The 12,356-nt window shown below is 42.7% G+C and carries 13 protein-coding genes; 11 read left to right on the top strand and 2 right to left on the bottom strand.

All coding sequences use genetic code 11. The annotated features are described in order from the left end of the window. Positions 1-20 precede the first annotated feature (20 nt). The 10 genes from folD to spo0A all read left to right on the top strand — a co-directional run bounded on the left by folD (position 21) and on the right by spo0A (position 10,923). Positions 21-872 (top strand): bifunctional methylenetetrahydrofolate dehydrogenase/methenyltetrahydrofolate cyclohydrolase FolD, encoded by an 852-nt coding sequence (gene folD, locus BM213_RS02510; RefSeq protein WP_091700559.1) that lies wholly within the window; start codon positions 21-23, stop codon positions 870-872. Between the two features lie 23 nt (positions 873-895). Continuing rightward, positions 896-2,236, top strand: a complete 1,341-nt coding sequence (gene xseA, locus BM213_RS02505) for an exodeoxyribonuclease VII large subunit (protein WP_208601854.1) — start codon at positions 896-898, stop codon at positions 2,234-2,236. Further along, the gene (locus tag BM213_RS02500; protein ID WP_003394142.1) at positions 2,233-2,445 is read left to right on the top strand and encodes an exodeoxyribonuclease VII small subunit; all 213 of its coding nucleotides are present in this window, start codon (positions 2,233-2,235) and stop codon (positions 2,443-2,445) included. The genes xseA and BM213_RS02500 overlap by 4 nt, the downstream gene beginning before the upstream one ends. 9 nt (positions 2,446-2,454) lie before the next feature. Further along, entirely contained in the window at positions 2,455-3,327 is an 873-nt protein-coding gene (locus BM213_RS02495) for a polyprenyl synthetase family protein (RefSeq protein WP_091700702.1), read from the top strand. 172 nt (positions 3,328-3,499) lie between these two features. Next, complete coding sequence (gene dxs / locus BM213_RS02490) at positions 3,500-5,392, top strand: 1-deoxy-D-xylulose-5-phosphate synthase (RefSeq protein WP_091700555.1); 1,893 nt, start codon at positions 3,500-3,502, stop codon at positions 5,390-5,392. A gap of 3 nt (positions 5,393-5,395) precedes the next feature. Further along, complete coding sequence (locus BM213_RS02485; protein WP_091700553.1) at positions 5,396-6,238, top strand: TlyA family RNA methyltransferase; 843 nt, start codon at positions 5,396-5,398, stop codon at positions 6,236-6,238. Positions 6,239-6,331: 93 nt separating this feature from the next. Next, a complete protein-coding gene (ahrC, locus tag BM213_RS02480) occupies positions 6,332-6,781 on the top strand; it encodes a transcriptional regulator AhrC/ArgR (RefSeq protein ID WP_003394146.1) in 450 nt (149 codons plus the stop codon). Between the two features lie 18 nt (positions 6,782-6,799). Next, positions 6,800-8,530, top strand: coding sequence for a DNA repair protein RecN (gene recN / locus BM213_RS02475; RefSeq protein WP_091700551.1), 1,731 nt, complete (start codon positions 6,800-6,802; stop codon positions 8,528-8,530). 114 nt (positions 8,531-8,644) lie between these two features. Further along, positions 8,645-9,922: a SpoIVB peptidase gene (gene spoIVB / locus BM213_RS02470; RefSeq protein WP_091700549.1), complete on the top strand. Its 1,278-nt coding sequence runs from the start codon at positions 8,645-8,647 to the stop codon at positions 9,920-9,922. Between the two features lie 218 nt (positions 9,923-10,140). Beyond that, on the top strand, positions 10,141-10,923 hold the full coding sequence (gene spo0A, locus BM213_RS02465; protein WP_091700547.1) for a sporulation transcription factor Spo0A: 783 nt from the start codon (positions 10,141-10,143) through the stop codon (positions 10,921-10,923). An 18-nt stretch (positions 10,924-10,941) separates the two neighbouring features. Here spo0A and BM213_RS02460 read toward each other — a convergent pair whose 3' ends face one another. Then, positions 10,942-11,088 (bottom strand): YycC family protein, encoded by a 147-nt coding sequence (locus tag BM213_RS02460; RefSeq protein WP_003394152.1) that lies wholly within the window; start codon positions 11,086-11,088, stop codon positions 10,942-10,944. Positions 11,089-11,143: 55 nt separating this feature from the next. Here BM213_RS02460 and BM213_RS02455 point away from each other — a divergent pair, with 55 nt between their 5' ends. Beyond that, on the top strand, positions 11,144-11,878 hold the full coding sequence (locus tag BM213_RS02455) for a glycerophosphodiester phosphodiesterase (RefSeq protein WP_091700546.1): 735 nt from the start codon (positions 11,144-11,146) through the stop codon (positions 11,876-11,878). Here BM213_RS02455 and BM213_RS02450 read toward each other — a convergent pair. After that, on the bottom strand, positions 11,870-12,124 hold the full coding sequence (locus BM213_RS02450; protein ID WP_091700544.1) for a DUF2627 domain-containing protein: 255 nt from the start codon (positions 12,122-12,124) through the stop codon (positions 11,870-11,872). The genes BM213_RS02455 and BM213_RS02450 overlap by 9 nt on opposite strands. Positions 12,125-12,356 lie beyond the last annotated feature (232 nt).

The raw sequence follows: 12,356 nt of genomic DNA, 5'->3' as shown, positions 1-12,356 counted from the left end.
AATAAGGGGGAGAAGGGTTTATGGCAGCACAGATCGTTAGCGGTTTTGAATTAGCGAAAGAAAAGCGAGCGCAATTAGCAAAAGAAGTGGAAAAGTTAAAACAAGCAGGCATTGAGCCGACATTATCCGTCATTCTTGTCGGAGATCATCCTGCTTCTCAATCGTATGTGAAAGCGAAACAAAAAGCATGTGAAGAAATTGGGATTCGCTCGATTTTACTTACGTTTCCAGCTGACATATGTGAGTCGTTTTTGCTAGAGCAAATTGCTCGTTTAAATGAAGATCGCTCGGTACACGGTATTTTAGTACAATTGCCGCTACCAAAACAAATTGATGAATTGCACGTCATTGAGACGATTGCGCCTGAGAAAGATGTTGACGGTTTTCATCCGTTAAACATTGGACGAATGATGACGGGACAACGGACGTTTTTACCTTGCACACCGTATGGTATTTTATATATGGTTCAATCTTTGCAAGTTGACATTGCAGGAAAACATGTTGTTGTTGTCGGACGAAGCAATATTGTCGGTAAACCGGTCGGACAACTGTTTTTGCGCGAACATGCGACAGTGACATATTGCCATTCACGCACAAACGATTTAGCAGCGATTACGAGCCAAGCCGATATTTTAATCGTTGCTGTCGGAAAGCCGAAGCTCATTACGTCTCAACATGTGAAAGAAGGAGCAATTGTCATCGACGTTGGTGTTAATCGATTAGAAAATGGAAAGTTATGCGGAGATGTCGATTTTGATGATGTAAAAGAAGTAGCTAGCTATATTACTCCTGTGCCAAAAGGAGTTGGGCCGATGACCATTACGATGCTGTTAAACAACACGATTCAAGCAGCTCGTGAACAACACCAATAAGCGAGGTTTTTTCTGTGGCACAAATGAAGTATGTAACGGTTGCGGCGTTAACGAAATATATTAAGCGAAAATTTGAAGTCGACCCACATTTACAAGATTTATGGATTAAAGGGGAAATCTCGAACTTTACATACCACTCGCGTGGGCACATGTACTTTACTTTAAAAGACGAACAAGCGCGCATTCAAGCTGTCATGTTTGCCGGGTATAATCGTCAATTAACGTTTAAACCGGAGAATGGGATGACTGTACTTGTGCGCGGCGAAATTTCTGTATACGAACCGGGCGGCGCGTATCAAGTATACGTAAAAGAAATGCAGCCGGATGGCATTGGTGCGCTTTACTTAGCGTATGAGCAGCTAAAAAAGAAATTGGAACAAGAAGGATTATTTGCCGAGGCGCATAAAAAGCCGATCCCGAAATTCCCACAACATATTGGCGTTGTTACATCGCCGACGGGAGCAGCCATCCGCGATATTTTAACGACGATTCGACGGCGTTATCCGTTAGCGAAAGTTATTTTATTCCCAACGCTCGTTCAAGGTGAACAAGCTCCGATATCAATTGTTCAATCGATTCAAAAAGCGAATGAAATGGGGAACATTGATGTGCTTATCGTCGGACGTGGTGGGGGATCGATTGAGGAACTCTGGGCGTTCAATGAAGAAATCGTGGCGCGGGCAATTTTTGCTTCTCGTATTCCGATTATTTCTGCTGTTGGACATGAGACGGATTATACGATCGCTGATTTTGTTGCTGATTTGCGTGCACCGACGCCAACCGGAGCAGCTGAGCTTGCTGTTCCACATATAGCTGATTTGCTCTCGCGTGTGTCCGAACAGCAAGCTCGCCTTATTCGAGCGACGAAAGAACGGTTAAATGCGGAACAAAAACGGCTTCAATCGTTGCGTTCATCGTATGCGTTTCGCTATCCGAAACGACTTTATGAACAAAAAGAGCAACAGCTCGATACGCTCGTCGACCGCCTGCGTCGACAAATGAACGATATGTTAAAGCAAAAAGGGAATCAACTTCAACAAGTACAGTTGACGTTGTTTGCCCATCATCCGCAGTCAAGAATCGAAAAAGCCGCGGATCGCTTGCGTACGCTAGAGCATACCATTGTTCGTAACATGAACGATGTGATGAAACAAAAAGCATGGTTGCTCACTACAAAACTAGCGAAACTTGACGCGCTCAGTCCGCTAAAAATTATGGAACGCGGATATAGTTTAGCTTACGATGAGCAACAAACGCTCATTAAGACGGTACAACAATTGAAAGAAGGGGACCGTATTCACATTCGTTTTCAAGACGGACGGGCACATTGCGTTGTTTCGAATATTGAGGAGGGGAATATATGACGTTTGAAGAAGCGATGAACAAGCTCGAAGAAATTGTACAAAAGCTCGAAGAAGGGGACGTTCCGTTGGAAGAAGCGATCCACTTCTTTCAAGAAGGTATGAAATTATCGAAGTTTTGTCACGATAAACTACAGCAAGTGGAAAAGCAAATGGAATTCATTTTGAAAGAAGATGGGCAACTTGAACCGTTTATGGTGCAGGAGGAGTAAAAGTTGAAAATACAATCGCTATTGCGACAATATAAAACGCAAATTGAACAACAGCTCACGGCATATATTGAGCCGTTGCAAGCACCTGAAACAATAAAAGAAGCGATGTTGTATTCATTGCAAGCAGGGGGAAAGCGCATTCGTCCCCTTTTGTTGCTTGCCACGTTACACGCATTTCGTAAACCTATGGACATCGGCATTTCCGTTGCCTGTGCGCTCGAAATGATTCATACGTACTCGCTCATTCATGATGATTTGCCGAGCATGGATAACGACGATTTACGGCGCGGCAAACCGACGAATCATAAAGTGTTCGGGGAAGCGAATGCGATTTTAGCAGGCGATGCGTTGCTCACGTATGCTTTTCAAGTGATAGCAGATGATAAAAACACTTCGCCCGATGTCAAAGTTCGACTCATTTCGGAGTTGGCGAAAGCGGCTGGACCTGAAGGAATGGTTGGTGGGCAAGTCGCTGATTTAGAAGGGGAAGGGAAAACGATTAGCTTGCAACAATTGGAATATATTCATCGTCATAAGACAGGAAAGCTGTTGCAATACAGCATTCGAGCAGGTGCAATACTAGGTGGGGCAACGGAACAACAATTAACGTTGTTAACGGCCTTTGCCGATTATCTCGGATTGGCGTTTCAAATTCGCGATGACATATTAGACATTGAAGGAGAAGAACAAAAAATCGGGAAAAAAATAGGAAGCGATGTCGAAAATGATAAATCGACTTATCCAGCGCTGTTGACGCTTGACGGAGCAAAGCGTAAACTACGCGATCATATGACGGAGGCGCGCACACTTCTTGAGCAAACAGAAATCGACGCGTCGCTGTTACATTACATTTGCGACCTCATTGAAACGCGCGATCATTAATATCATTGAGGGAATAAACAACATGTGGTATAGTGGAAAAGAAATGTTAGCCGTTCACACGTTTGTGTAAGCGGCTCTTTTTTGCGTGTAAACATGTTTGCCTGTATAATTAAAACTACAAAAAACCTGTATTATATCAGTTGTTTAACCTATATGAAAGAGAGTGGTCGCATTGGATCTTGAAGCGATTCAAAACCCGAAATTTTTAAAACGAATGTCGAATGAACAGTTAATTCAATTAAGTGAACAAATTAGACAGTTTCTTATTGAAAAATTATCAAAAACAGGAGGACATATTGGTCCGAACCTCGGTGTTGTTGAATTGACGATTGCGCTTCATAAAGTATTCGACAGCCCGAAAGACAAGCTCATTTGGGATGTCGGCCATCAATCGTACGTGCATAAAATTTTAACCGGTCGGGCGAATCAATTCGATACGTTGCGTCAATATAAAGGATTATGTGGCTTCCCAAAACGAAGTGAAAGCGAACATGATGTATGGGAGACAGGACATAGTTCGACATCATTGTCGGCTGCGATGGGAATGGCCATTGCACGCGATTTAAAAGGAACGAATGAACATATTGTTCCAATCATTGGAGATGGTGCGCTTACAGGTGGAATGGCATTGGAAGCGTTAAACCATATCGGCCATGAGAAAAAAGATATGATCGTCATTTTAAACGACAATGAAATGTCGATTGCCCCAAACGTTGGTGCATTGCATAATGTACTTGGGCGGTTGCGAACAGCCGGGAAATACCATTGGGTAAAAGATGAACTAGAGATGTTATTAAAGAAAATCCCAGCTGTCGGTGGAAAGCTCGCTGCAACAGCAGAACGAGTCAAAGATAGCATTAAGTATTTGCTTGTTTCAGGTGTATTTTTTGAAGAGCTAGGGTTTACGTACTTTGGGCCGGTGGACGGTCATAACTTTGAAGATTTGTTTGACAACTTACATTATGCAAAAAAGGCGAAAGGTCCTGTTCTCGTTCATGTGATAACGAAAAAAGGAAAAGGATATCACCCAGCAGAAAACGATAAAGTCGGAACGTGGCATGGCACAGGACCTTATAAAATTGAGACGGGAGATTTCATTCAATCGAAGCCATCTGCTCCATCGTGGAGTGCACTTGTTAGTGAAACCGTTCGTAAGCTGGCGCGCGAAGATCGCCGCATCGTTGCGATTACCCCTGCAATGCCGGTTGGATCGAAGCTCGAAGGGTTTGCTAGCGAATTTCCTGAGCGCATGTATGACGTTGGAATTGCAGAGCAACATGCGGCAACGATGGCTGCTGGTTTAGCGACGCAAGGAATGAAGCCGTTTTTAGCGATTTATTCAACGTTTTTACAGCGGGCGTATGACCAAGTTGTTCACGATATTTGTCGCCAAAACTTAAACGTATTTCTCGGTATTGACCGTGCAGGGCTTGTTGGGGCTGATGGCGAAACGCATCAAGGAGTGTTTGACATCGCATTTTTGCGCCACATTCCAAACATCGTATTAATGATGCCGAAAGATGAAAATGAAGGGCAGCATATGGTATATACAGCGATTCAATACGATGCGGGACCGATTGCGATGCGTTTTCCGCGCGGCAACGGTCTTGGCGTCCCGATGGATGAGCAATTGAAAACTATCCCAATCGGCACGTGGGAAGTGTTGCGTGAAGGAACGGATGTCGCTATTTTAACGTTTGGTACGACGATTCCGATGGCGCTTCAAGCAGCCGAACGTCTTGCGCATGAAGGCATTTCTGTGCAAGTGGTCAATGCTCGCTTTATTAAGCCGCTTGATGAACATATGTTGCATACATTGCTGAAAAGAAATATGCCGCTACTTACAATTGAAGAAGCTGTGCTTCAAGGTGGGTTTGGAAGCGCTGTGCTTGAATTTGCCCATGATCACAGCTACCATGGAGCAGTCATTGATCGAATGGGCATTCCGGATCGTTTTATTGAGCACGGGAATGTGTCGCAACTTTTAAAAGAAATTGGGTTGACGACAGAACATGTGATGGAGCGCATTTGTTTATTAACTCCGAAAAAAAGAAAAAGGGCATGAGAGATGAAAGGGAAGAAAGAACGTTTAGATGTACTACTTGTAGAACGCGGGTTGGCTGAAACGCGCGAAAAAGCAAAGCGGACGATTATGGCTGGGCTCGTTTATTCAAACGAAATGCGGCTTGACAAGCCGGGGGAAAAAGTCCCCGTTGACATTCCGCTTACGGTAAAAGGAAATGCGTTGCCATATGTCAGTCGAGGGGGACTGAAATTAGAAAAGGCGTTACGTGCATTTTCGCTTCAAGTAAAGGATAAAATGATGATTGATATTGGCGCATCAACGGGTGGATTCACGGACTGTGCGCTGCAAAATGGAGTGAAGTTGTCGTACGCTCTTGATGTTGGCTACAATCAATTGGCGTGGAAATTGCGACAAGATGAGCGGGTTGTTGTGATGGAGCGGACGAACTTTCGCTACGTGACACCGAGCGATTTCCACGTCGGTTTACCAAATTTCGCGACGATCGATGTATCGTTTATTTCTTTGAAGCTTATTCTCCCGGTGTTAAAGACGATTTTAGTGCCTCATAGCGATGTCGTTGCGTTAGTCAAACCACAGTTTGAAGCAGGAAAAGATTTAGTTGGGAAAAAGGGCATCGTTCGTGATGCGCGCGTTCACGTACAAGTGCTTGAAACGATCATCGCATTCGCTCAACAAGAAGGATACGACGTGATGGGGCTCACGCATTCCCCTATTACAGGCGGCGATGGAAACATTGAGTTTTTACTTCATTTACGTTGGGAAGGAAAAGAAAAAGGAGAAAATTGTTTAACTGTTTCTCCGGAAGAAGTTGTTCAGGTGGCGCATGCTGAACTAAAAGAAAATAAAGAATATGCAGGGGAATAACAGACGGTTATTCCCTCTTGTTTGTCCATGAATCGTTCGGTAACATAGAAGTATAAATATGCAAATGTTATACAAACGAGAGAGGTGTTTTCGTTGAATAAAGGACAGCGTCATATTAAAATTCGTGAAATTATTTCCAATCATGATATTGAAACGCAAGATGAGCTTGTTGATATGTTGCGAAAAGAAGGATTTAACGTGACACAGGCGACTGTATCCCGAGATATTAAAGAACTTCATTTAGTGAAAGTTCCGATGATGGATGGCCGATATAAATATAGCTTACCGGCGGATCAACGGTTTAATCCGCTACAAAAATTGAAGCGAGCACTGATGGATGCATTCGTAAAAATTGACGGGGCTGGTCATTTGCTTGTGATGAAAACGTTGCCGGGCAATGCGCATGCTATCGGAGTGTTGCTTGACCATTTAGAATGGAATGAAATTGTTGGAACGATTTGTGGAGATGATACGTGTTTAATTATTTGTCGCACGCCCGAAGATACAGAAGTCATTTCGAAACGATTATTGGACATGCTGTAATAAAGGTGTGAGTCGAACATGTTAGCAGAGTTATCTATTAAAAATTTTGCCATTATTGAATCGCTATCGCTCTCATTCGAAAAAGGATTAACCGTTTTAACAGGAGAAACAGGGGCGGGGAAATCAATTATTATTGACGCTATTCATTTATTGATCGGTGGGCGCGGTTCAGCAGAGTTTGTTCGATATGGGGAGGCGAAAGCAGAAATTGAAGGACTTTTTCTGCTTGAACAAGACGACCATCCGTGCTACAACAAATGCGCTGAACTTGGCATCGATATAAGCGACGGCATGATTGTGCTTCGGCGTGAAATTACAGAGAGTGGGAAAAGTATTTGTCGCATTAACGGAAAGTTAGTAACGATTGCAACGTTACGTGAAGTCGGTGCAACACTTGTTGACATTCACGGACAACATGAACATCAAGAACTGCTCGATGAGAGTAAACATTTACGATTATTAGATGAATATGGCGGAGAACGTATCCGAGAGGCGTTGGAAGAGTATGGAGCATTGTATGCGGCGTACGAGCGGGTGAAACGCCAGTTGCAGAAGTTGAACGAAAATGAGCAACAAATGGCTCATCGGTTAGATTTGTTAACATTTCAGCTAGATGAAATTCAAAAAGCGCAGCTACAGCCAGATGAAGATGAACAGCTAATGGAAGAGAGACGTAAAATCGTTAACTTCCAAAAAATATATGGAGCGCTGCAAAGCAGTTATGAGGCGCTTTACGGGGAACAACGCGGACTTGATTGGATCGGTTTGGCGATGAACCATTTAGATCATGTTAGCGACTTAGACGTATCGCTGAAACAAGCGCAAGAAGTCGTATCGAACTGTTATTACTTATTGGAAGAAGTTGCTCATCAACTACGTGGGCAGTTAGACGGGCTAGAATATGATCCGCTTCGACTTGATGAAATCGAAAGCCGTTTAAATGAGATTAACCATTTAAAACGCAAGTACGGTAAAACAGTGCGCGATATTTTAGAATATGCGGCAAAAGTGGAAGAAGAAATTGAAACCATTCAACATCGCGACGATCATATTCATAAATTGCAAGCTGAACTTCAGTCGATTACTGCCGATTTGTTAGTTGAAGCGAAGCATATTAGCGAGTTGCGCATGCAATATGCTAAGCAGCTCATTGATAATATTCATCAAGAGCTGAAAGATTTATACATGGAAAAGACGACATTTGATGTCGTCTTTCGCAAGCGTCAAGGGGCATACGATGATCCGTTAGTGGATGGGGTTCCTGTCAAATTGCATGCAAGTGGCATAGATGAAGTTGAATTTTACATTTCGACAAATCTTGGTGAACCGTTAAAGCCGCTTGCTAAAGTTGCGTCAGGTGGGGAACTGTCGCGCATCATGCTCGCTTTAAAAAGCATTTTCTCAAAACATCAAGGTGTTACATCCATTATTTTTGATGAAGTGGATACAGGTGTGAGCGGACGAGTAGCTCAAGCGATTGCAGAAAAAATTTATCGCGTCGCACGTCATTCACAAGTGCTTTGCATTTCGCATTTGCCCCAAGTTGCGGCGATGGCAGATACGCATTTATTCATCGCTAAAGAAACGGTCGATGGACGGACGAAAACGACCGTTGAAGCATTAAATGAAGAAGAAAAAATTAACGAAATTAGCCGCATGATCTCGGGAGTAGAAATTACCCAACTGACAAAACAGCACGCTCATGAGTTGTTACAATTAGCTAAAAAGATCAAAAATGAAACAGCATAAATACCAACATTGGCATTGTTTTTTCATTTCATTCGGTTATATTTCGATTGTTTCAGGCAACATTAAATAGTGTAGGATTCGGTGTGTACGTAGGAACGAGGAGAGTGAAGACATTTGGATTTTGACAAATTAAGAAAAGGAATAGGTGCATTTCTCCTTGTTTCTTTTATCGTTCTCAGTATGGCAACGCCATTTCAAAAATATGTAAAAATCCCGAAACAACTTGTTTTATTTCACGGGCAAACGGCTCATGTGCCTGCGTTTGGCTCCGTTCAAGCTGTAACAACGAATGCAGTTCATGTTCAACAAAAAGAAAAGTTAGCAATTAGCGGAGAACATGTCGGAGAAAGCGATGTTATACTGCAAATGGCAGGATTTCCGATTAAACAAGTCAATGTGAAAGTATTGCCAGACTTCAAAGTCGTTCCGGGTGGTCAATCGATTGGCGTGAAGCTGAATACGGTTGGTGTTCTCGTCGTTGGCCATCACCTAGTCGAAACGGAACAAGGGAAGCAGTCGCCGGGCGAAACGGCCGGCATCCAAGTTGGAGATGCGATTACGCACATCAACGGGAAAAAAATCGAAAAGATGACGGACGTGTCCCCGTTCCTCGAAGAAGCTGGAAAGACAGGGAAGCCGTTGCGACTGACTGTTGCGCGTGATCGTCATACGTTTGAAACGACGCTCACTCCGTTAAAAGATAAACAAGATGAAGCATACCGCATCGGATTGTATATTCGTGACTCAGCAGCAGGAATCGGCACGATGACGTTTTATGATCCGAAATCAAACATATATGGCGCACTCGGTCATGTCATTTCTGATATGGACACGAGAAAGCCGATCGTCGTTCGCGACGGAACAATTGTTAAATCAACGGTAACAGCCATTGATAAAGGAAGAAATGGTAGTCCGGGTGAAAAGCTAGCGAGGTTTTCAAGTGATAAACAAGTTATCGGTGACATTAAAACGAACAGTCCGTTTGGTATTTTCGGCAAGCTCTCGAAACCGATTCAAAATGGCATTTTTGATGAACCAATGCCGATTGCACTATCAACAGATGTAAAAAAGGGGCCTGCAAAAATATTGACCGTTGTTGAAAAAGATCGTGTGGAGGCGTTTGATGTTGAGATCGTCAGCGTAACACCACAGAAATTTCCTGCTACAAAAGGAATGGTTATTAAGGTGACCGATCCTCGTTTGTTAGAAAAAACGGGCGGTATCGTTCAAGGAATGAGCGGAAGCCCAATTATTCAAGACGGAAAATTAATTGGTGCGGTGACACACGTATTTGTTAACGATCCGACATCTGGATATGGCGTGCATATCGAGTGGATGTTGCACGAAGCTGGAATTAACATTTACGATAAAAGCGAACAAAAAGCGAGCTAATATTAGCTTGCTTTTTGTTTTTCCACACAATTTGTCATATTTTATCATGACACGACGTAAGTATGTAGTGTAAAATGAAAGAAAAAGTGTACGTGTATGTTTTATGAAAAATATAAATTATTTGACTAATTTTGCAAAGCGAAAAAGGATTTTTGTTCATGGCGTCGAATTAAGCACGTATGTGACAAAAGATCATTGCTTTAGGGAGGAAGGATTTCGTGAGTACAATAAAAGTGTGTATTGTAGATGATAATCGAGAATTAGTGCACTTGCTTGAGGAATACATTACAAGTCAAGGAGACATGGAAGTTATTGGTGTTGCATATAACGGACAAGATTGTTTGCAATTGTTGCGCGAACGCGATCCAGATGTATTGATTCTTGATATTATTATGCCGCATTTGGACGGGTTAGCTGTACTAGAGAAATTGCGGATGATTGAACAGCCGCTACCTCATGTAATTATGTTGACAGCGTTTGGTCAAGAAGATGTAACGAAAAAAGCTGTTGAACTAGGCGCTTCTTACTTCATTTTAAAGCCGTTCGACATCGAACATTTAGTGAATCAAGTGCGCCAAGTATGCGGAAAAAAACCAGCTGTATTAAAGCGTCCACCGCTTCTTTCACCAATTCGCGACGGAAAACCGAAAAACTTAGATGCGAGCATTACAAACATCATTCACGAAATCGGTGTTCCTGCACATATTAAAGGGTATTTATATTTGCGTGAAGCGATTGCTATGGTGTATAACGACGTGGAATTGCTCGGATCGATTACGAAAGTACTTTATCCAGATATTGCAAAAAAATATAACACAACAGCTAGTCGCGTAGAGCGAGCGATTCGTCATGCGATTGAAGTCGCATGGAGTCGCGGCAATTTAGAGTCGATTTCGTCTTTATTTGGTCATACGGTCAGCATGTCAAAAGCAAAGCCGACAAACTCTGAGTTTATCGCGATGGTCGCTGATCGGTTAAGACTCGAACATAAGGCGAGCTAAAAAAAGGTAGTCGGATGGCTACCTTTTTTGTTGTTCGTTTTTTTCGATTTCGAGTAATTTTTGGATTAATACGTGTTGAGGCATGTGCATAATTTGTTCTATCGGCATATTTAACGCTTTAGATAGCTTTTGGGCTGTTTGTAACGAAATTTGTAACGGTCGCATAAGTGTCACCCCTTTCATATGTTAAGTATAAAACGTTTTTAAAGGTGGGAAAAGGATGGCGCATATTTTTGCTCATCGCGGCTCGGCAGGGACGCATCCGGAAAACACAATGGTATCTTTTATGGAAGCTGAGCGAGTGCAAGCAGACGGAATCGAACTTGACGTACAGCTTGCAAAAGACGGTGTTGTCGTTGTCATTCATGATGAAACGGTCAATCGCACGACAGACGGAACAGGATGGGTTGGGCAAATGACGTATCGTCAGTTGCGGAAATTAAACGCTAATTATGAATTTAAACAATACGGTTTTTGTCCGATTCCATCGCTACAAGAAGTGCTTGAGTGGGTACAAGGTAATTCGTTGCTCATCAATATTGAATTAAAAAACAATCTCGTGCCTTATGAACGATTAGAAGAAAAAACGATAGAGCTCGTTGAACGATATCGTTTAGCGTCACGTGTCATTTTTTCCTCATTTAACCATGAAAGTATGGCGACATGCCGTACGTTAGCACCGCACATTGAAACAGCTCTACTATATATGGAAAAGCTACATCAACCGTGGAATTACGCCCATACTTTACGCGCTTTAGCGCTTCATCCGTACCATCCGACAGTTGATCGATCGTTTGTTGAAGCGGCCCACGCCAATGATTTGCTCGTGCGTCCTTTTACAATCAATAAAGAAGAACGGATGAAAACCATGTTTCAATATAAAGTGAATGGTATATTCACTGATTTTCCTGAAAAAGCGAAACATATACGTGAAAAAACGCTTCGATCACTCTGAATCGAAGCGTTTCTTTTTTTGAAAGCGAGCTTGTACTTTATTTCGCTTGCGATCGCGGTGTAAAATAAATCCCCCGATAAAACCGAGGCCAGCGATAAAGCAAATGAAACCGAGCAAAAACTGAACGACAAGCGATGGGATTGGTGCGTGTAAAATGCCGAATACTGTATCGCGCATCCATTTAATTCCTAACGCTGCGATAAATCCAGGAATAAGCAAAATAAGTAAGGCGATCGTTCGTTGCATAAAACAAAACCCTTTCCATTCGTTCTGTTTTCATCATAAATGTTTTCGTTTGTTTGTCAAGAAAAGAAAAACAATGTATGATGAAAGCGTCTGCAAAAAATTGCAAACGAATAGGTCAACAACCCAATGACACTAAAGTCATGGGCTTGTAAGCCCCATGTTGACCAGACCAAGGCTTGAAACAGAGCCTACGTTATAGATGTCATGACACGTTCGGGTGCTTCTCCAGCCC

The sequence above is a fragment of the Anoxybacillus pushchinoensis genome, from assembly GCF_900111795.1.
Taxonomy (GTDB): domain Bacteria; phylum Bacillota; class Bacilli; order Bacillales; family Anoxybacillaceae; genus Anoxybacillus; species Anoxybacillus pushchinoensis.
This window is presented reverse-complemented; position numbering and strand designations above follow the sequence as displayed.

Coding starts and splice junctions, on each gene's coding strand:
- folD (WP_091700559.1), top strand. CDS start 21: ATGGCAGCACAGATCGTTAGCGGTTTTGAATTAGCGAAAGAAAAGCGA.
- xseA (WP_208601854.1), top strand. CDS start 896: ATGAAGTATGTAACGGTTGCGGCGTTAACGAAATATATTAAGCGAAAA.
- BM213_RS02500 (WP_003394142.1), top strand. CDS start 2,233: ATGACGTTTGAAGAAGCGATGAACAAGCTCGAAGAAATTGTACAAAAG.
- BM213_RS02485 (WP_091700553.1), top strand. CDS start 5,396: ATGAAAGGGAAGAAAGAACGTTTAGATGTACTACTTGTAGAACGCGGG.
- recN (WP_091700551.1), top strand. CDS start 6,800: ATGTTAGCAGAGTTATCTATTAAAAATTTTGCCATTATTGAATCGCTA.
- BM213_RS02460 (WP_003394152.1), bottom strand. CDS start 11,088: ATGCGACCGTTACAAATTTCGTTACAAACAGCCCAAAAGCTATCTAAA.
- BM213_RS02455 (WP_091700546.1), top strand. CDS start 11,144: ATGGCGCATATTTTTGCTCATCGCGGCTCGGCAGGGACGCATCCGGAA.
- BM213_RS02450 (WP_091700544.1), bottom strand. CDS start 12,124: ATGCAACGAACGATCGCCTTACTTATTTTGCTTATTCCTGGATTTATC.